18 protein-coding genes are annotated in these 20,543 nt (G+C 62.3%); 2 read left to right on the plus strand and 16 right to left on the minus strand.

What is annotated here, in order from left to right; genetic code table 11:
- Positions 1-120: 120 nt before the first annotated feature.
- On the plus strand, positions 121-1,038 hold the full coding sequence (locus KIO76_RS05040) for a DMT family transporter (protein ID WP_213321759.1): 918 nt from the start codon (positions 121-123) through the stop codon (positions 1,036-1,038).
- A 231-nt stretch (positions 1,039-1,269) separates the two neighbouring features.
- On the opposite strand, the gene serA is transcribed toward KIO76_RS05040, so the two are convergent.
- The 14 genes from serA to ybgC all read right to left on the minus strand — a co-directional run bounded on the left by serA (position 1,270) and on the right by ybgC (position 18,403).
- Entirely contained in the window at positions 1,270-2,859 is a 1,590-nt protein-coding gene (gene serA / locus KIO76_RS05045; protein ID WP_213321760.1) for a phosphoglycerate dehydrogenase, read from the minus strand.
- Between the two features lie 211 nt (positions 2,860-3,070).
- On the minus strand, positions 3,071-4,237 hold the full coding sequence (locus KIO76_RS05050; RefSeq protein WP_213321761.1) for a phosphoserine transaminase: 1,167 nt from the start codon (positions 4,235-4,237) through the stop codon (positions 3,071-3,073).
- A 239-nt stretch (positions 4,238-4,476) separates the two neighbouring features.
- Positions 4,477-5,361, minus strand: a complete 885-nt coding sequence (locus tag KIO76_RS05055) for an outer membrane protein (protein ID WP_213321762.1) — start codon at positions 5,359-5,361, stop codon at positions 4,477-4,479.
- Between the two features lie 451 nt (positions 5,362-5,812).
- Complete coding sequence (locus KIO76_RS05060) at positions 5,813-6,634, minus strand: outer membrane protein (protein WP_213321763.1); 822 nt, start codon at positions 6,632-6,634, stop codon at positions 5,813-5,815.
- A gap of 400 nt (positions 6,635-7,034) precedes the next feature.
- On the minus strand, positions 7,035-8,384 hold the full coding sequence (glmM, locus tag KIO76_RS05065; protein ID WP_213325033.1) for a phosphoglucosamine mutase: 1,350 nt from the start codon (positions 8,382-8,384) through the stop codon (positions 7,035-7,037).
- 271 nt (positions 8,385-8,655) lie between these two features.
- Positions 8,656-10,578 (minus strand): ATP-dependent zinc metalloprotease FtsH, encoded by a 1,923-nt coding sequence (gene ftsH / locus KIO76_RS05070; protein WP_213321764.1) that lies wholly within the window; start codon positions 10,576-10,578, stop codon positions 8,656-8,658.
- A gap of 166 nt (positions 10,579-10,744) precedes the next feature.
- On the minus strand, positions 10,745-11,911 hold the full coding sequence (tilS, locus tag KIO76_RS05075; protein WP_213321765.1) for a tRNA lysidine(34) synthetase TilS: 1,167 nt from the start codon (positions 11,909-11,911) through the stop codon (positions 10,745-10,747).
- Positions 11,862-12,767: a tol-pal system protein YbgF gene (gene ybgF, locus KIO76_RS05080; protein WP_213321766.1), complete on the minus strand. Its 906-nt coding sequence runs from the start codon at positions 12,765-12,767 to the stop codon at positions 11,862-11,864. Before ybgF ends, tilS begins: the two co-directional genes overlap by 50 nt.
- 241 nt (positions 12,768-13,008) lie before the next feature.
- A complete protein-coding gene (gene pal / locus KIO76_RS05085) occupies positions 13,009-13,530 on the minus strand; it encodes a peptidoglycan-associated lipoprotein Pal (RefSeq protein WP_213321767.1) in 522 nt (173 codons plus the stop codon).
- Between the two features lie 257 nt (positions 13,531-13,787).
- Entirely contained in the window at positions 13,788-15,119 is a 1,332-nt protein-coding gene (tolB, locus tag KIO76_RS05090; RefSeq protein WP_213325034.1) for a Tol-Pal system beta propeller repeat protein TolB, read from the minus strand.
- A 143-nt stretch (positions 15,120-15,262) separates the two neighbouring features.
- Positions 15,263-16,432 carry a cell envelope integrity protein TolA gene (tolA, locus tag KIO76_RS05095; protein ID WP_213321768.1) on the minus strand — a complete coding sequence of 390 codons (1,170 nt, stop codon included), beginning with the start codon at positions 16,430-16,432 and terminating at the stop codon, positions 15,263-15,265.
- A gap of 4 nt (positions 16,433-16,436) precedes the next feature.
- A complete protein-coding gene (tolR, locus tag KIO76_RS05100; RefSeq protein ID WP_213321769.1) occupies positions 16,437-16,889 on the minus strand; it encodes a protein TolR in 453 nt (150 codons plus the stop codon).
- Between the two features lie 24 nt (positions 16,890-16,913).
- Positions 16,914-17,630, minus strand: a complete 717-nt coding sequence (gene tolQ, locus KIO76_RS05105; protein ID WP_213321770.1) for a protein TolQ — start codon at positions 17,628-17,630, stop codon at positions 16,914-16,916.
- A 314-nt stretch (positions 17,631-17,944) separates the two neighbouring features.
- Positions 17,945-18,403: a tol-pal system-associated acyl-CoA thioesterase gene (gene ybgC / locus KIO76_RS05110; RefSeq protein ID WP_213321771.1), complete on the minus strand. Its 459-nt coding sequence runs from the start codon at positions 18,401-18,403 to the stop codon at positions 17,945-17,947.
- 162 nt (positions 18,404-18,565) lie between these two features.
- On the opposite strand from ybgC, the gene KIO76_RS05115 reads away from it, so the two are divergent.
- Positions 18,566-19,003, plus strand: coding sequence for an EamA family transporter (locus KIO76_RS05115; protein WP_213321772.1), 438 nt, complete (start codon positions 18,566-18,568; stop codon positions 19,001-19,003).
- A 128-nt stretch (positions 19,004-19,131) separates the two neighbouring features.
- On the opposite strand, the gene KIO76_RS05120 is transcribed toward KIO76_RS05115, so the two are convergent.
- Positions 19,132-19,542: a DUF2852 domain-containing protein gene (locus KIO76_RS05120; protein WP_213321773.1), complete on the minus strand. Its 411-nt coding sequence runs from the start codon at positions 19,540-19,542 to the stop codon at positions 19,132-19,134.
- A gap of 339 nt (positions 19,543-19,881) precedes the next feature.
- The gene (locus KIO76_RS05125) at positions 19,882-20,514 is read right to left on the minus strand and encodes a TetR/AcrR family transcriptional regulator (protein ID WP_213321774.1); all 633 of its coding nucleotides are present in this window, start codon (positions 20,512-20,514) and stop codon (positions 19,882-19,884) included.
- Positions 20,515-20,543 lie beyond the last annotated feature (29 nt).

The raw sequence follows: 20,543 nt of genomic DNA on the forward strand, positions 1-20,543 counted from the left end.
GCCCTATTGGCTATCGTCGCGCCTCGAATAGCCCTTCTCCGTGGATCAGCTACCATCGGGGAACATCGCGCGCAGGAGTGCCTCTTCCCATGATCGTGACCACAAGCGCGTCGAGCAGCAATGCCTGATACGAACTCCCCGATCGGCCGCGCCACACAGTGGTTGTTCAATCAAGCCTATGTGCTGCTTCCCCTCACGATGCTGATGTGGGCGGGCAATGTCACCGCCAGCAAATTCGCTGTCGACCAGGTCTCGCCCATGGCGATCGTGTGCCTGCGCTGGGCCATTGTCTGCGTCGTGCTGCTCAGCTTCAGCCGGAAGGATATCATCCGCGATCTGCCCGTGTTGAAATCCCGCTGGCCGATCATCGCCGGCATGGGAACATTGGCTTTCACGGGGTTCAACGCCCTGTTCTACATCTCGGCCTACGAGACCACCGCCGTCAACATGACGATCATCCAGAGCGCGATACCCGTCTTCGTGGTCCTCGGCGCGATCCTGTTCTTCGGCCAGCGGATCAATCTGGGCCAGGCCGCCGGCCTCGTCCTGACGATTCTCGGCGTGCTGGTGACCGCATCCCACGGTAACCTCGAGACGCTGCTGAACCTCTCTGTTAATCGCGGCGATCTCTTCATGCTGATCGCCTGTGCGTTCTATGCGGCCTACGCCTTGCATCTGCGCAGCCGGCCCAAGGTCTCCGACACAGCCTATTTCGCGGCTCTGGCCTTGGCCGCGTTCGTCTCCTCCCTGCCGCTGCTCGCCATCGAGATCGCCCAAGGCAAGGCCTATTGGCCTACACCGACCGGCTGGCTCACCCTTCTTTATATCGGGATCTTTCCGTCTCTCCTCGGGCAGATCTTCTTTATCCGTTCCGTGCAGCTCATCGGTCCGAGCCGCGCCGGTCTGTTCAACAATCTGATGCCCGTCTTCGGCATCATCCTGTCCATCGTGCTTCTTGGCGAAGCCTTCGGTCTCTACCAGATGGCGGCCATGGTGCTGGTGATCGGCGGCATCCTCATTGCCGAACGCCTGCGTTAGGATCGATCGACATGAGTGGCGCCTTTCCGAGTGGCCCCGGCCCCTGTGTCATCGGCTCAGTCACGCGACGAGGATTGCCTCCCCTGAGGGGAGGGATCGATGCGGCGCGACTGACTTGGTGACCCCTCGTGGCTCTCAGCCAGGGCAAAAAAATGACGGCCCTGTAAGGCCGTCATTGATAGCGCATGGAAAGGAAGTCGGGCCGCGAGGCCTCTGTCGCCGGCAGCCGCCTCAGAACGTGAGCGGCTTGACCTGCTTGACGCCTGGGATGGTCTGGACGCTGGAGAGCACGTCGTCAGGCACGGCTCCGTCCACCTCGACAAGCGCGATGGCCGAGCCACCCTGCCGGTCGCGGCCCAACGCAAAAGTCGCGATATTGACACCGGCATCGCCGAGCACGCTCGCGAAACGGCCGATGAAGCCGGGCTTGTCCTCGTTCGTCACATAGATCATCGACGGCGCGAACTCCGCATCCACCTTGATGCCCTTGATCGCGACGATGCGCGGCGCCCCGTCAGCGAAGACTGTGCCGACCACGGAACGCTCCTGCTTCTCCGTGACGACCGTCAGCGTGATTAGCGCATCATGCTCGCCCTGGGCCTCGCGCGTCGTCTCTTCGATGACGATGCCGCGCTCCTTGGCAACGCTCGGCGCCGAGACGACATTGATATCCGCCAGCATCGGGCGCAGCAGGCCAGCGACCGCCGCCGAGGTGAGCGCCTTGATCTTCAGCGAGGCGACCGTGCCCTCATACGTGATGTGGACGCTCTTGATCCCCGTTTCCGTCAACTGACCCGCGAAGGACCCAAGATTCTCAGCCAGCGCGATGAAGGGCTTCAGCTTCGGCGCTTCCTCGGCAGTGATGGACGGGAAGTTCACCGCATTGGAGATAGCGCCACGCAGCAGGTACTCGGACATCTGCTCGGCGACCTGGAGCGCGACATTCTCTTGCGCCTCTGTCGTTGCCGCGCCGAGATGCGGCGTGCAGACCACGTTCGGATGGCCAAACAGCGGGTTTTCCTTGGCGGGCTCCTCGACGAACACGTCGAAGGCAGCGCCTGCGACATGGCCGGAGTCGAGGGCCGCACGCAGGGCCGCCTCGTCGACGAGACCGCCGCGGGCGCAGTTGATGATGCGCACGCCTTTCTTCGTCCTGGCCAGCGCCTCGGCAGACAGAACATTCTTCGTCTTTTCCGTCAGCGGCGTATGCAGCGTGATGAAATCCGCGCGGGCCAGAAGATCATCGAGCTCAACCTTCTCGACACCGAGGTCCAGCGCCCTCTCCGGTGAGAGGAAGGGATCGTAGGCGATGACTTTCATCCTCAAGCCGATGGCGCGCTCGGCGACGATGGAGCCGATGTTGCCGCAACCGATGATGCCGAGCGTCTTGGCCGTGATCTCGACGCCCATGAAGCGGTTCTTCTCCCACTTGCCGGCCTGGGTGGAAGCATCGGCGGCGGGGATCTCGCGGGCCAGCGCGAACATCATGGCGATGGCGTGCTCGGCGGTCGTGATCGAATTGCCGAAGGGCGTGTTCATCACGATGATACCCTTGGCGGTCGCCGCCGGGATATCGACGTTGTCGACGCCGATGCCAGCGCGGCCGATGACCTTCAGCGATTTCGCCTCTTCAAGGATCTTGGGCGTGACCTTGGTGGCGGAGCGGATCGCGAGACCATCGTAGTTGCCGATGATGGCGGCGAGCTTGTCCTTGTCCTTGCCGAGATCCGGCTGGAAATCGACCTCGATGCCGCGATCCCGAAAGATCTGCACGGCTGCGGGAGACAGAGCGTCGGAAATGAGAACCTTGGGAGCAGGCATGATGTGGCCTCTCTACTCCCCTCCCCTTACGGAGGGGTTTGGGTGGGGTCGATGGCCCGAGCGCGACGACGAAGCGTTCAGCGCCGGCCTTGAGAATGTTCATCAGCAAGGACGGGGGATGATCATGAGGATCCTGTCCCCCCGCCCTTCTCTTCCGGGGACAAGGAAGAGAGTCTCTGGCGGCGCGCGTGCCGCCTCAGGCGAAGCTGATTCAGGCGAGCTTGGCCTTTTCCTGGGCAAAGGCCCAGTCGAGCCATTCGGTCAACGCCGTCACATCGGCGGTGTCGACTGTCGCGCCGCACCAGATCCTGAGGCCGGGAGGGGCATCGCGATAAGCGCCGATGTCATAGGCGACATCAAGCTTGTCGAGGGCGGCGGCGAGGCCCTTGGCGACGGCGGCGACAGCCTCCGGACCCTTGGCGACCACATCGGCATCGACGATCGACAGGCAGACCGACGTGTTGGACTGCGTCTCGGCGACTTTGGCGAGATTGGCGACCCACGGGGTCTTCGCCACCCAGTCGGCAATCGCTTTGGCGTTGGCATCAGCCCGCGCGACCAGCGCATCAAGGCCACCGAGCGACTTCGCCCATTCCAACGCGTCGATATAGTCCTCGACGCAGAGCATCGACGGGGTGTTGATGGTCTCGCCCTGGAAGATGCCCTCCACGATCTTGCCGCCCTTGGTCATGCGGAAGATCTTCGGCAGCGGCCAGGCCGGCGTGTAGCTCTCAAGCCGGGCGACGGCGCGCGGCGAGAGAATGAGGATGCCATGGGCGCCCTCGCCACCGAGCACCTTCTGCCAGGAGAAGGTGACAACATCGAGCTTCGGCCAGTCGAGGCGCTGGGCGAAGGCAGCCGAGGTGGCGTCGCAGATCGTGAGACCTTCCCGATCGGCGGCGATCCAGTCCGCATTAGGGACGCGCACGCCGGAAGTGGTGCCGTTCCAGGTGAAGACAACGTCGCGGGTCTTGGTATCGACTTGCGTCAGATCCGGCAGTTCGCCGTACCCAGCCTTGATGATGCGGGCATCGGCGAGCTTGAGCTGCTTGACCACATCGGTCACCCAACCTTCGCCAAAGGATTCCCAGGCGAGCATGTCGACCGGGCGGGCGCCGAGCAGCGACCACAGCGCCATCTCGACCGCGCCTGTATCCGACGCAGGCACGATGCCGATGCGGTAGTCGGCAGGCACCTGCAAGATTTCACGGGTGAGATCGATCGCCTGCTTGAGCTTGGCTTTGCCAATCTTGGCGCGGTGTGAGCGGCCTAGCGAACTCGTATCGAGGGCGGCGGCATCCCAGCCGGGGCGCTTCGCGCAAGGGCCAGACGAAAAATGAGGCCGCGCGGGGCGCACGGCGGGCAGCGTCTCTGTCATGTCATTCCATCCTTACAGATGGGCGCCTTCCGTTGGGGGAAGGTGTCCCGCGGATGGAGATACGGGAGATGGGACCGACAGTCAACGGGCGATTGGTACGAAGCTTTCAGACCCACCTTTGCCAACCGCCCGTCGCGTTGATGGGAGACTCCGGCTGCACCTGGCCAGGACAGGGGGGCTCACAGGGCTTGGCTGCTCCTCCGTGTCACCTGCGTCGCCAAGGACGCCTTGCTCGGCATCTAGAATTTCACGCCAACCGCGCCGCGCAAGGCATTGATATCCGCGCGAGCCTTCGAGAACGACATGAAGCGGATGTATTCATACTCACCACGCAAGAAGACGCCGTCGGTCAGAAGCATATCAACGCCCAGCCCCGCCGCCATGCCATAAGCGAATTCGTTGTTCTTTTTCTCGGATAGTGTGGTTGGATTGGGGTCGAGACTAGCCATAGGCCTTCCCATGCCGGAATAATCATAGGCTGTCACTGCCACCGACGCGGACCGATCAATGCTGGCCCGGCCGACTGCCACGCCCATCATCGCATAGGGCATAATAGAGCCAAAGGCATAGCCGGCGCGCGCGCGTAAGGTCATGTAATCCGTCAGTTTGACGGTAGATCGCGTATCCAAACCGACGTTATAACTGTATCGATCCGAAGCAAGATAACTGCGCTGCAGTTGATCCCGCGCCGTTATATCGAGCGCGGTGTGATTGTAGTTGGCTTCAATACCAAGGACCACGTCATCCCACTGGCTGTTATAACCCAGAAAGCCTCCGAAAATCCCCCGCCGCGCATCGCGCTCGGGGAGCGCCGTCCATCCCGAGACGGCGGCTTCGGCCTCGATGATCGTATCCCGAAGCACATGCGCGATGAGATCGCCAGTTGCCCTGCCAAAGTCGACATTCGTATTGGCATAACCGGCCTGCGCACCGACATAGACGCCACTCCAGTCCGCCGCATCGGCTGGCTTGTCATCCATGATCGCGCCGCGCAACGAGGAGTAGTCGAGATCCGCGGCCTGCGCCCCTGTCAATTGGCATGTGAGCGCGCTTCCAGCCAGCAGATACACCATGGTCAGCCGGTTACGCGCCGAAAGATTCATCCCCAAGAATGCCGCCCGCATGGTCCTGTCTTCCTCGAAGCGTGTTTCACGCAGCGCGGCGACACCCCTCCGGTCGTCGCCGCGCGCTCCAACTCACAACGACTCATTACGGCCAGCGGATACTTGACTTTTATGTTTAACGAACGACTAAAGCAAATGCGATAAAAATATCGAAAAGGAAAAACTTATATGCAACGTGTTATTCATAAGAATATCATCTTCGGAATTATCAGAAGATTGCCAATATTTCAGATCCATATACGTCAAAACGACAAATGAAGAACGCTATCCTCATCAGGAATTCTAAATCTGAAATCGACCCATCAGGAACAGCTTTCGCATTGGATACACCAGGCCAAAAAGGAATGGAGCCTGTTGCGTGGAAAGCTGCCTCAGCTCTCAACGCAAACAGGCTCCATGCGATCATAGGCGCCGGCGTCCCGTCCCGCGGAACGCCGCCGGCAGAGCGCGCTTAATAGCTGCGCATCAGAGGCTCATCGACAGCCGCGTAGCTCGGACCGCCCAGCATCCAGCGCAGGCCGATCTTGATGTCGTGCGAGCTCAAATCCTTGAACTTCATCGGGTTATAGACCGAGTTATAACCCGTATAGGTGATCAGGTCACCTGACTCGGCATCGCCCAGATTGAGGTAGCGATAGGCAAGTTCGACAGTGAAATTCGGCGTCACTTCATAGCCCAGGCCGGCGTAGAGTGCCCAGGCGAGATTCCATTTGGACTTATCACGCCCGTAAGCAAGTCCCTGCGTGATGATGTTGGTATCCGTGAACCCCGTGATCGTGTTGCGTGTGACGCCGATGCCCGCGCCAACGAAAGGCGTGATGCCTGACCACGTCCCGAGATCGAAATAAGCATTGAGCAGCGTCGTCCACTCCGTCTTGCCGCCGGAGTATTGGTCTGTCGCATAGCCGGTCGAAAGATAAGGAGCCTCGTATATATCGAGCCCCTTGAAGTTAGCTCTCGCACGATATTCCGTTGTCAGATCGGTGCGGAACCAGTTGTTGAACTTGTAACCGACGCCGACGCCAGCAAAAGGCGCAGCATCAAAGTCTTTATTGATATTGACGACGGTTGTGCCCTGATAGAGCACGTTATCGAGCTTATCGACCTGCTGGTTGCTGAAACCGATATCGCCGCGCAGATACCATCCGCTCATGTCGAGCGGCACCGGAGGCGCTAGCGGGGGTGGCGGTGGCAAGAGATCCGCGGCGAGACCAGCCCCCATGCTCCCCACAACAAAGCTGCCCGCCAGGACGAGAGATTTCATGCCACGCATGAACGAAGTTCCTTCTTGTCAGGGAAGGGTCCGATTGTGGAGCTCCCCACTGCACATGAAGGGACACTCGCATAAAACTCTTAAACAGATCTTAACCTTAATACTTCACCATAATGAGTATTCAGCTTATCGCCTTTCATCGGTGCACAGGACGAGCGGATTTATCCACGATCCCGCCAAGGCGTCGCGAAACACGTTCTTCTTAACAACCTGATTTCACTTAAATTTTTACGAGAGCCTGCGGACGGCGAGGCATAATCGAGAACGCTTGGGTCCGGCACGCCGTTGGCGTGCAAACAACCGGCCCGGAGTACAACGGGTCCGGTTCATCACCAGAACTACCGAAAATGGTAAAGAAGGGGGTCCGCGTAACCTACGCGGCGCGCCCGGACCGGTCGAATCACGCTGCCGCAGCGGCCCGCGTGAAAGCCTCAACGACCTCGTCTACGACGCTCTCGACGAGAGCACGATCGTCACCCTCTCCCATCACGCGGATGAGAGGCTCGGTGCCTGAAGGCCGTATGACCAGGCGCCCGCCTGCGCCGAGCTTCTTACGTGCAGCGTCAACCACCGGCCCGACCAGCTCTTCGGAGAGGGCCTGATCTCTGCGGTAGCGCACATTCTTCAAAATTTGCGGCAACCGCTCGAAGCACTGGCAGATTTCGCTCACCGGGCGGTTGCGTCCCTTGACCACGGCCAGAAGCTGAAGAGCCGCGACGAGCCCGTCGCCGGTGGTCGCATGGTCCGGCATAATGATGTGCCCGGATTGCTCGCCACCGAGATTGTAGCCATCCTGGCGCATACGCTCGAGTACATAGCGATCACCCACCGCGGTACGGACGAGATCAATGCCAATGCCCTGAAGATAACGCTCAAGCCCCAGATTGGACATGATCGTCGCAACGATCCCCGGCCGGGACAGGCGCCCGTCCTCCTTCCAGGAGGTGGCGATGGCCGCCATCAGGCTGTCGCCGTCCACGAGGTGCCCCTTCTCGTCGACGATGATGACTCGATCAGCATCACCATCGAGCGCAATTCCGATGTCCGCACGCGTTTCCCGGACCTTGGCAATCAACGCGGCCGGTGCCGTTGATCCCACATCTCGGTTGATGTTGAAACCGTCGGGCTCGACGCCGATGGAAATAACATCCGCACCAAGCTCCCACAGGGCTTCGGGCGCCACTTTGTAGGCCGCACCGTTGGCGCAGTCGACCACAATACGCAGCCCGTCGAGATCAAGCTGTCGCGGCAACGTCCGCTTGGCAAATTCGATATAGCGCGCATGCACGCTCTCGATACGCTTCGCACGGCCAAGACTGTCGGGTTTTGAGAGGCGCAGGCGGAGATCAGCGTCGATCAACCCTTCGATTTCCTCCTCGACCTCATCGCTCAGCTTGTAGCCATCGGGACCGAACAGCTTGATGCCGTTGTCCTCGTAAGGGTTATGCGAGGCGGAGATCATGACGCCGAGATCACAGCGCATGGAGCGGGTGAGCATCGCAACGGCCGGCGTCGGCATCGGACCGAGCAGCAGCACGTCCATGCCGACGGAGGTGAAACCTGCCACCAGCGCATATTCGATCATATAGCCGGACAGACGCGTATCCTTGCCGATCACCACACGATGGCGATGCTCACCGCGCTGGAACAGAAGTCCCGCCGCCTGCCCGACCTTCAGGGCGAGCTCAGGCGTGATAACGGCATTGGCCAAGCCGCGAATGCCATCTGTTCCGAAATACGCGCGTCTCATATCGGCAGCCTTCTGCTTGTCCTCGGCGGGAGATTCCATCTCAAGGCGCGTTTTACGTCCCTTGCGCGCCATCGCAACCTCCCCAGCCCATACCGCTAGAACCGTACGGATTCTGACGCTTATAGCAGCGCCGTCCGCCGACAGTGACCGAACTTCGTTCAAAAAATATGAGCGAATCTTTCAAGGCGGCCGTCAACGACTGTGTCTCCCAAACAAAAACCTCCGCCGGATGAAACCGGCGGAGGCTTGAAGAGGCTCTTTGGACCAGCAGTCAGACCTGCGGCTGAGGCTCCAGCCCCGTGTCCGGCTCACCACGCGGCCTGTTGCGACCCGTGGTCGGCACGGCTGAGCTACGGCTCGGCGTCTTCGGCTCGCCACTGTCTCGGGTTGGCGGCTTGCCGTTCAGGAGATCACGGATCTCCTCACCGGACAGCGTTTCATACTCCAGAAGAGCCTGCGCCAGCGTTTCCCAATCATCGCGCTTCTCGATGAGGATGCGCCGAGCCTCGTTCTCGCCGTCCTCTATCAATTTGCGGATCTCAGCGTCGATGAGCTTCGCCGTTTCATCGGACATGTTCTGGCTTTGCGCCACCGAATGGCCGAGGAATACCTCCTGCTCGTTGGACTGGTAGCGGACGCGACCGAGCTTGTCGGACATGCCCCATTCCATGATCATCGCTCGTGCGAGGCGGGTGGCCTGCTGGATATCGCCGCTCGCTCCGTTGGTGACCTTGTTGGGGCCGAACTTGAGGATCTCAGCCTCGCGGCCGCCGAAGGTCATGGCGATGCGCGAGACACACCATTCGCGCGTATAGGAGTGACGATCACTTTCCGGTAGCGACATCACCATGCCGAGCGCGCGGCCGCGCGGAATGATAGTCGCCTTGTGGATCGGATCATGGCTCGGCACGTTGAGGCCGACGATCGCATGGCCTGCCTCGTGATAGGCGGTGAGTTCCTTCTCCTCCTGGGTCATGGCCATGGAGCGGCGCTCGGCGCCCATCATCACCTTGTCCTTGGCATCCTCGAACTCGGCCTGAGTGACGATGCGCTTTCCACGCCTCGCCGCGAGAAGTGCACCTTCGTTCACGAGGTTCATCAGGTCGGCGCCGGAAAAGCCGGGCGTGCCGCGCGCGATGGTCTTGAGATCGACGTCGGGCGCCAGCGGAACCTTGCGGACGTGGACGCGCAGGATCTTCTCGCGGCCTGCGACATCCGGGTTCGGGATGACGATCTGGCGATCGAAACGGCCGGGGCGCAGCAAGGCGGGGTCGAGCACGTCCGGACGGTTGGTCGCGGCGATGATGATGATGCCTTCGTTCTGCTCGAAGCCGTCCATCTCGACGAGGAGCTGGTTCAGCGTCTGCTCGCGCTCGTCATTGCCGCCGCCGAGGCCGGCGCCGCGATGGCGGCCGACCGCGTCGATCTCATCGATGAAGATGATGCAGGGGGCGTTCTTCTTGGCCTGCTCGAACATGTCGCGCACGCGGCTCGCGCCGACGCCCACGAACATCTCGACGAAGTCCGAGCCCGAGATCGTGAAGAACGGCACGTTGGCTTCGCCCGCGACGGCACGCGCCGTGAGCGTCTTACCCGTGCCGGGCGGGCCTACGAGCAGCACGCCGCGCGGAATACGGCCGCCGAGCCGCTGGAACTTCTGCGGATCGCGGAGGAACTCCACGATCTCCTGCAGGTCTTCCTTGGCCTCGTCGATGCCGGCGACGTCCTCGAAGGTTACGCGGCCATGCGCTTCCGTCAGGAGCTTGGCCTTGGACTTGCCGAAGCCCATGGCGCGGCCGGCGCCGCTCTGCATCTGACGCGACAGGAAGATCCACGCGCCGATGAAAACAAGCAATGGCAACCAGTTGAATAGAAGCGCGATGAACCAAGGCGTCGAATCCGACGGCGGCTTGGCGGTGATCTGCACGCCCTTCTGGGAAAGCTTGCCCACCAATGAGGGATCATTCGGCGCGAAGGTGCGGAAGGATCCGCCGTTCGTATAGGTGCCTGTAATGTCCTGGCCGGAAATCACCACGCTCGTGATCCGCCCCGCATCAGCATCGTTCAGGAGCTGCGAGTAAGGGATCTCGTTGGCGGTTCCGCGCGAGCCCGGATTCTGGAAGAGCGTGACGAGCGCAAGCACCAATAGGAATATGATGACCCACAGGGCGAAATTGCGGAAATTGGGGTTCATCGGATTAGGTCTTCCTCGTCACTCGGTGGCGGCGTTGTTGTCTGCGAAAGCCGCCGTACGCGCTAATCTAGGGCTCACATCCATGCTTGCCAAGGGAAGAGCCCGAGGAAGTTGGCTTGCGCGCCTGAAAACAGCCGGCGATTGTCTCAGATGCTCGGTCAAAAAGTCAAATATTCCGTATCTTTCCTCGCCGACGTGGGCCTTCCCCGCTCATATGGATGTGACCGCTCCTCGATAGCCTTATCACCGCCCCCCCAAGAGTTCGTTTAAGCGCCTCCCCCCGCGCACGCGCCGCGGAAAGCGCCTCCGTCAACGCTTCAAGGCGCTCGAGGCGCAGGTGGGGACCATCGGCAAGTGACCCAGCCATCCGCGCGATGCCACGCCGCAAAAGGCGTAATTGCACCTCCTCGGGCTCCAGGAAGAACGCTGGAGAAAGCCGGACTTCAGCCATCGCCGCGCCGGCATCGGTCAGCTCGCAGCGACGCGCCGCATCGTCGGTTGCCCGCTCGATGGCGTCATCGGCACGGGCCGCCCGGCGGGCCAGCGAGACGAGGCGTGACGATGTGAGGCCCAGCGTCTCGCGCGCGGCGGCTTGCCCACGCAGGATCGCCCGCGCGAAGCGAGGATCGCGATTGGACGGATCGTCGATCGCAGAGAGCCCCACCGCCTTCACAAGGGTGACGAGCCGCGCCTTGGGCAAGCCAAGCAGGGGCCGTGCGAGGGTGACGCCCGGAGACAGAGGGCTCGCGAAGCGCATCGCCCCGAGGCCACCGATGCCGCTTCCCCGCGCAAGGCGCAACAGAACGGTCTCTGCCTGGTCATCCGCGTGGTGCGCCGTTGCCAGATGAGTCGCGCCGGCGTCCCGGACAGCCCTCTCCAGGAGGCGGTAACGTTCGGCTCGCGCCGCCTCATGGATGCCGGTCACAGGCTTAGGGCCCTCCCAGCGGAGAGAGCGATGATCCAAGCCAAAACGCGCGCTTTGGGCGGCAACAACCGCGACCTCATCTGCACTCCCCGGCCGGAGCGCGTGGTCGACACTGGCGACGATCATCGGCGGAGCCGCGACAAGAGATCGCCAACGCCATGCCAGAAGCAGCAGAGCCAGGGAATCCGGGCCCCCAGATACCGCGAGAACAATGCCCTTTGCGCCGCGGAGCGGAGCGAGCAACGCCGCGACCTCGTCGTCAGGAAAAGCTGGCAAGGGGCCGTCAAGCTCGGAGCTATCCCGGTCCGGCGCGGCTGCAAACGCCTGCACGCTGCCGCTCAGCACCTTGCCCGGCGTATCAGGAACATTTGACGCGTGCACGCTCCCGCGCAACGTTCTGGCGGACATTGGCATCTGCCTGAGGGTATTTGCGGCCAACCTCGGCGAGCGTTGCGCAGGCCTGGTCGCGGGCGCCAAGCGCATTCAGCGAGACGGCCAGCTTCACCATGCCGGCAGGGGCGCGGGTGCTCTTGCCGTACTCAGTCGTGACCTTGAGATATTGTTCCGCGGCCTCGCGATAACGGCCACGGGAAAGATAGCTTTCTCCGAGGAGGTAGGTCGCATCGGGGACAAGGCGATCGCGCGGGTGAGACTGCAGAAACTGGCGAAGGCTCATTTCCGCGCTTTCATAATCCTTGCGCTGCAATAGGGAGACTGCGGTCTCATATTGCGTGCGTGGATCATCTGTCGTTGTGGCGGCGACGCTCATCCGCTCCCGCTGGGGCGGTGGCGGGGCGTTGCGGCCAACACTCGACAGATCGAGAGGCGCGTCCGGGCGCTCGCCAGGCCCAGTTTCGTCGATAATGGCAATGCCGCCTGTCGCATCGGGATCCGCAGCGGCGAGGTTCGACTGGCCTTGGCCGAGGGGTCGGGGCGCGCCGGGCTGCCCGGGCTGGGTTGACGGATCGAAGGCATCGCTGCGCTTCTGCGGCTGCCGCGGCTGCGCGGAGCTACCGCCACCCTTCCCGCCAATCTCCTGAAAGCGGAAGTCCACATCTTCCTGGAACTTGCGCGTCTGATCTTGCAGGCGGCGATTCTCAAACTGGAGCTGTTCCACACGGCCGGAGAGTTCGCGGACCTGTCCCTCTAGCCGCTGCAGGCGGACGAACATTTCGGAAGCGTCCTGTGCCCGTGCCTCGACGCCGGCCGAAAGTGCCATTCCGCAAACCGTCAGGAGCAAAAGCGAACGCTGAACTCTGATCATGAAGCGCCCTTAAGATAAAATCCTCAAAGCGAGCTGTGCTCATTGATGCCGCGGCGTCAATTCACGTCATCGCGGTCGAGGCACTGTGACATCCGCGAAAAGCTTACGTCGCCTCTGGATTCCACGCCGCGACGCACACTACGCTGAATACCGCGCTCGCGCGCTTCTACCATAGTGTGCATGCGATGGCCACGGCACCTGCGGACCGCTTGGCGCCGCAGGCCGACGCGGTAACAAGCGATCAGGCGCCCGCGCCGTCGAGGACGGTCACGACACGGCGGTTCTGGGACCAGCAGGAAATGTCGTCACAGACCGCGACCGGCCGCTCCTTGCCATAAGAGATCGTGCGCATGCGCGAAGCCGCTATGCCGCGCGAGGCGAGGTAGTCGCGAACCGTCTGGGCACGGCGAGCGCCGAGGGAGAAGTTATATTCACGCGTGCCACGCTCGTCGGCATGACCCTCGACGACAAAGGTGTAGCGCGGATACTGCTGCAGCCACTGGGCCTGCTTGTTGAGCGTGGCGATAGCGGTCGGCGTCAGGTCGCTCGAATCAGTCTCGAAGAACACGCGGTCTCCGACGTTGACGACGAAGTCCTGCGTTGAGCCAGGAGTGCTTGCACCGCCCGCCCCATAGCCTCCAGCGCCACCGGCTCCGCCAAGCCCCGCCTGATTGGCGTCCTTGGCGCAGGCGGCCATAGCGAGCGTTGCAACAAAAACCGCTGCCAGCTTCATGCTGCGCGGGGATGAGGTGAGAGACAGCATCGGATCACTCCAGAACGAAGACTTGTGCTGCGGCGCCCCTCCCGCGCGCCCCTTGCCTGAAACATGTGGCAGGAGAACGCCGGAGGAATAAGCCGCTCGGTTTGTTACAATTCATGATCCGTCAACCTTGACGGGTTCTTGACGCGGGGAGCCGCTGGCTCGTTTCAAAACCAAAAGACGAAATAGGGTTAATGGCCTGTGAAGGACTGGCTGCAACGGACGCTGCGCGAAGCCGGTTCGCGGCCGCGAACCGCGCGTCAGCGAATTTCCGTCAGAACGGACGACCACGCTGGATCGGACGCGAACGACGGAGTCGGCACCGGCACTTCGACACGGCCGGTGATGTCGACCATGAAGATCCGGCCCCCGTTTGCGCCACCACCGTCCCGCCACAGCATCAAGAACTGACCGTTTGGCGCCCATGTCGGGCCTTCGTTATGGAAGCCTTCCGTGAGCAGACGTTCGCCGGAACCATCCGGCTTCATGATGCCGATGCCGAAACGGCCACCGCTCTGGCGGGTGAAGGCGATATAATCGCCGCGTGGCGACCAGACCGGCTGGCCGTATGTGCCCTGGCCGAACGAGATGCGGCGCGCTTCGCCGCCCGACGCCGGCATGACATAGAGCTGCGGCTGGCCGCCCCGGTCCGACTCGAAGACGATCTGCGACCCGTCCGGCGAAAAGGAGGGACTCGTGTCGATCGCATTGGTCGACGTCAACCGGGTGGTTGTTCGCGAGCGCAGGTCCATCACGTAGATGTTGGCGTTGCCGCCCTGCTGAAGGCTGAGCAGAAGCTTGCTTCCATCCGGCGAGAAGCGCGGGCTGGAGGTCATGTCAGGGAAGTTGCCGACCATCTCGCGCTGATTCGTGTCGAGATTGAGCAACTGGATATGCGGTTGGGATCCGCGGCGCTGGGCCATATAGGCAATTTCGGAACTCGTCGGCGAAAAGCGCGGCGTCACGACGAGATCCTCGCCACGCGTCAGGAAACGGACGTTGGCGCCATCCTGGTCCATGACCGCGAGACGCTTGCGACGGCTTTCCTTGGGGCCGGATTCGTCGACGAAGACGATCTTCGTGTCGAACATGCCCTTGAGCCCAGTGAGCCGCGTGAACACCGCGTCCGAGATGATATGCGCGATGCGGCGCCAATTGGCGGGATCCGTGAAATACTGCTGGCCGGTGAGCTGCTGGCCTGCGGGCACATCCCACAGACGGAACTCTACCTTGAGGCGTCCGGAGCCCTCGCGCGTGACGCGGCCCGTCACAAGACCTTGAACATTCAGAGCCTGCCATTGCTGAAACTGCGGCACGGCATCGAAACCGGCCATGCTCGGAGGCATGTTCTGGCGATCCAGGGGAACGAAGTAGCCACAGCGCCTGAGGTTCGCGGAAATCACGCCGGCAATCTTCGCGCCGAGGTCGCCGTCACCCGCAAAATCGGTGATCGCTACAGGCAGCGGCTGAAAGTTCGCCCGATCCAAGGTGATGGTGATCTCGGCACGGGCAGGCTGCACCACCGCCGACGCAATGAAGGCCGCCGCGCCGATAGCAACCCCCCGCCAGGCAAATAGCCCACCGCGCGCCATCCCATTCCGGCCGCGCTGCAGCATGCGTCGGAGGCGCGGCGCGGCATCGCTGATGGTGCGTTGAAGGATGTTGCGACCGTCAACGCCGGTATCGATGGCGACACCTCGTCCGGGCATCGGAGAGAGAAAGGAGGAAATGCGCATCAGCCTAAGAAGTCCTGAGGGTCAGCTTCGATGTTCAGAATCCGCCAATCTTCCATGAACGGAGCGTATTGGGCGGGAATGTGGTACGGCGCACAGCGCAGAACTGCCCGCCTCAAGCTCTCCGCGAACGAGCGGAAAGCGGGATCCGAGGACGAACTGGTAACTCGAGGTGCGGCTGAGAGAGAGCCGTCCGCACCCAACTCCATACGAATGACGGCCAACGTGCTTGCCTGCTGAAACCCCGGCGGTGGTGCGAAGCAGCGCTCTATCTGCTCTTTCAAGATCCGGCCGATCGCGTCTCGCTGAGCCATCGAGAGCTTTGGCGAGTTGGTGTTGCTCGTGCCCGCCCCCGTGCGCGTGCCGGCCGACGCCGTGCGGTTCACCTCACGGCCGGTCGAGGCGGCGTTCTGAGCCTTCTCCTTGCTCTGCAAGAGCTTCTGGATATCGCTCGGATTGAACTTGCTGCTCTCCTGCTCGGCAGGTTTGGAGGGCTGAGGCTTGGCCTTTGGCTCGCTGCTTTCGATGAGCTTGGCCAGGTCCTGCTTTTTCGGCTCCGGCTTCTGGGGTTCGGGCTTTTTCGGCTCTGGCTTGGGCGCCTCGACCTTCTTTGGTTCAGGCTTAGGCGGCTCCGGCTTTGTCTCGGCCTGCTTCGGCGGCTCAGGCCGTTTCGGCGGCTCAGGCTTCGGCTCAGCCTCCTTCACCGGCTCCGGCTTCGGCGGTTCGACCTTTGCCGGCTCGGGCTTGGGCGTCGGTTTGGGCGGCTCGACCTTGGGCGGCTCAGGCTTCGGCTCAACCTTGGCCTGCTGCGGAGGCGGCGGTGTCTCGGCGACGTTCGGATCCGGCAAGACCTGCGGCCGCGACGGCGGCGCGGGAACATCCCGCGCGGCCTCGCCAGGCACGGGCTTCTCCTCCGCCACGTCAGCGACCTTGTCGGCGCGGGGCTTGGGATCCGGCTTGATCTCCTTGGCGGACTTGTCGCCCCGCATCATGGCGCCGAACTCATTCGCGGATATCAGCTCGACAGCGACCGACTCCTGCTGGTCCGCGAAGGGTGTGGCCGCCGAGAAAGCGACCAATCCGGCGACAAGGATCGCCGCGTGCCCGGTGCTTGATGCCACAAGTCCGGGTTCACGCTTCACAAAACTGAGGAAGGCCGATTTCACAGTCACGATATCAGCTTTGCTGGTCCGGTTCGGTGATAAGGGCGACTTTCTTGAAGCCAGCAGCCGTGATCAGCGACATGACCTCGGCGACGCGGCCGTAATTCACGTTCTTGGCGCCGCGCACGTAAATGCGCTGCTCCATGCCCTCCGGGGCCTGCGCTTGCAGGCGTGCCACCACTTCGGAGGGCTGCACCTCGTCCTCATTGAGATAGACGCGGCCCTCGGCATTGATCGACACCGTCAGCGGTTTCTGGTCGACATTGATCGGCTTGGCCGAGGTTTGCGGCAGATCCAGTGGCACGCCGGCGGTCAATAACGGTGCCGCCACCATGAAGATGATCAGCAACACGAGCATGACGTCGATGAACGGCGTCATGTTGATATCGGCTATGGCCGCGTGCTTGCGGCGACGCCTGCGCCGTCCGCCACCACCGCCCGCCGATGCTCCGAGAGACATGCCCATGCTGTCCGCTCCTCGTGTCCGCCGTCAGGCGGCAGCCCGCTCGTCGATCTGCCGCGACAGAATGGCAGAAAACTCGTCCGCGAAAGTCTCCATACGCCCCTGCGCCTTGGCGGCCTCTGCCTGCAGCTTGTTGTAGGCGATGACGGCCGGGATGGCGGCGAACAGGCCGATGGCCGTTGCGAACAAGGCCTCTGCGATGCCCGGCGCAACGACGGCCAGACTGGTGTTCTTGGATGCGGCGATCGACTGGAAGGCTGTCATGATCCCCCAGACCGTGCCGAAAAGGCCGATGAACGGCGCCGACGATCCGACGGTGGCGAGAACCAGCAAGCGCGATTCAAGGCGCGCGGTCTCCCGCTGGATGGAAACGTCGAGCACCTTGTCGATCCGTTGGGAGAGACTCGCCATCGAACGGCCGCCCCCCTCGAACGAGCGCTTCCATTCGCGCATCGCGGCGGTGAACAAGGTGGCCAATCCTTGGGTCGGGCGGTTGTGCAGGGAGCGATAAAGCTCCTCCAGGGATTGGCCCGACCAGAACACTTCCTCAAAGCGGTCCATCGCACGCTTGGTGCGTGCGAAGAGGAGCGATTTGTCGATGACAATGGCCCAGCACCACACCGACGCGGCGATCAGGCCTAGCATCACCAGTTTGACAACGATGTGCGCCTGCCAGAACAACTCCAGCAGCGAACCACCGCCCGCGTGGGGCAGAGCCGCCTGGGTAACCTCGGCCGGATTCATCGACTACTCCTTCAATGCGCGGGCCCACCCTCTTCGCACGTGTCAAGTCACCACGGTCGAACGGCTGTGAAAAAATGGGATGATCCGCGTATCCCCTCACTCGCCTCGGAATCTGTCGAAATGAGGGCGCTACAAAGGGTCAGCCAAGGCATTCCCCCCGCTGCGCACTCCCGATGAGTTAAGCATGAGATAAGGTTAATTTGCGGTTAGCGGCTGCTCGACGCAAAAGTTCTAGTCAACGAGTTGACGGCGTGATCGCGCGTCTCGTTGCTGGAGTCATGAGTTCACTCACTCCTTCCAGCCGGGCGGTACGGTTAGACTTTCGCGTCGCCGCTCAGAATGCGCCGCAATGGCTCGGGAATGCGGGCTGGCGCCCCTCCCCGGATCAGTGCCACGCGGACGTCAGCCGTCACGATCACGTCATCACCTCGCGTGATGGATTGCGCAATGACGAGCGACGCGCCGCGCACCTCCGCCATGCGCGTTTCCACCTCGACAACATCATCCATGCGCGCCGGCCGGATGAATTCGATCGTCATGCGCCGCACGGCGAAAGCGAGGCCCTCGCCCTCATCATGAAGGACAGACTGGTCGACGCCCGCAAGGCGAAGGAAATCCGTCCGGCCCCTTTCCAGGAACCGCAAGTATCCAGCGTGATAGACGATGCCCGAGAAATCTGTATCCTCGTAATAAATGCGCACAGGCAGGCGGTGAACACCGCCTCTCAATTGGCCGGCGAGATAAGAAAAGTCGGTGCGCTGCGTTTCACTCATCGGATATCCAAAACCTGATCTGGCACTTTCGACATCGCGGCCACGCGTCCGGACAATGCGGACCTGTTTGGCGGCACGTCCGCCGCTGGCCGGGTACTGGTGATACGAATTTCGACGAGATCACACCAGAGGCACCGCTAGCCCAAGGGAGGCCAGCAACACATGAAACCCTTTCTCCTGACCTGGCAATTCTGGGCGCTGATGTCCGCCGCCTTCGCTGCCTTGACCGCCATCCTCGCCAAGGTCGGGGTGAGCGAGGTGAATTCGGATTATGCTACTTTCATCCGCACCATCGTCATCCTCATCACCGTAGCCGCATTGCTGGGGGCGACCGGCCAATGGCAGTCGCCGAGTTCGGTTCCTGGACGGACCTATGTCTTCCTCACCCTCTCCGGGCTTGCGACAGGCGCTTCCTGGCTGTGCTACTTCCGTGCGCTGAAACTCGGCGACGCAGCCCGGGTCGCCCCGCTCGACAAAATGAGCGTGGTCCTCGTCGCGGTCTTCGGTGTCTTGTTTCTCGGCGAGAAATTGTCCGGAGCGAACTGGCTCGGCGTCGTCATGATTGCAGCTGGCGCGGTCCTCATCGCCTATCGCGCGTGAAGAAGCGGGATAGGTTCCAAACAAAAAACGCCGCGCTTTCTTGAGCGCGGCGTTGTCGTTGTTAGAAGGGTCTGGATCAGCTACGCGCTTAATCGAAGCGACAGATGCTACGAGCAGATGTGCTGTGATCAGACCTGCGCGTCAGACTGGGAAGGTGGCGTCTGCGGGCGGTTGCGGCGGTCCGCCATGAACTGGTCGAACTCGGCCTTGTCCTTGGCCAGCCTGAGGCGCTCGAGGAAGTCGCGGAACTCGCGCTGCTCGTCTTCGAGCCGGCGCAATGTCTCTTCGCGGTACTCATCAAAGGCGCGGTTTCCGCTCGACGGCGGTCCACCCCACCGGCCGCCCCAACGCCGGCCTTCATCTTGGCGGAATGCCCAGGGGCCAAAACCGCCGCGCTTCATACCGCATCCCATACGTCCACTCCATATTGAGAAGGCAAGGACCGCCAGGCCCAAGGGCCACCAGGCGATGAAGCCCAGCACCGTGAGGGCGATCCAGGCCGGTTTGCCAAATTCGTCCAGCTTCGCTGCGAGCTGCATGACCGTCCGTCCTCTGTGAATGTTAATCACATTTACATAGTTAGAGATGAGAGGCTTTTCTGTCAATAACGGGCCTTGAAAAATCATGAGGCGCGCCTCTCTCAAGATCGCCTCAACGGCCCAAAGGCTGATGCATGCCCCAAGACCATCGACAATCGGCGCGACCGGGTCCGCCTCCAGCGTGCTAATGCCCGCGCTGCGTCGCCGAGGAGGATTTCCCCTATCGTTGCCATCAACGAGAGGGCGTGGTCGCTGCTGAACGGCAATGGGATGCAAGATACGAGCTGAAACGTCCGACACCGTGACGGGATCATGCTCGAAAGGTGGCGACCACCCGCGTTACTCCGGCGCCCCGCCCAGCCCCTTGAGGTAGATGAGGAACCCTGCCTCGAGCAGGTCCTCCGGCGCCATCGGCACCTTGCGCCGCGCAGCATCTGCCCGGCCGAAAAGGCTTGCGACGCCATGGGCCATGGACCAGATATGCAGAGCGACCATGAGAGCGGGCGGGCGCCCCGCCGCCGGCATGGTCGCGACCAGAGCCTCGGCGCCGCTTCGCAGAACACCAAAGGCGCGCTCGGCCGCCTGCTGAAGCTCAGTGCTCGCATCGGCCGGCAGGCCCGATTCGAACATCGCCACGTAGAGCGCCGGATTATCGCGGGCAAAGGCGAGATAGGCCTTGCCCATCCGCTCAAAGGCCTGCGCCGGGCTCGGGTGCCCCTGGTTCCAGGCGGTCTGGAGCGCGTCGGCAAACTGGGCGAAACCCGAGGCAGCCACGGCGGCCAGAAGTTCGTCCCTGTCACGGAAATGACGATAGGGCGCGGCAGGGCTCACACCGGCGCGCCGGGCGGCCTCAGCGAAGGTCGCGCCTGCCGTGCCTTTTTCGTTGATCAGGTCGAGCGCTGCCTGCATCAGGGCCTCCCTCAGGTTGCCGTGATGATAGCCGCGCGCGCCCTCCTTTTTGGACCAGCTCATGTGACGAGGCTTTACATGACGGAAGCGCG

Source organism: Chelatococcus sp. YT9 (assembly GCF_018398315.1).
Lineage (GTDB): Bacteria > Pseudomonadota > Alphaproteobacteria > Rhizobiales > Beijerinckiaceae > Chelatococcus.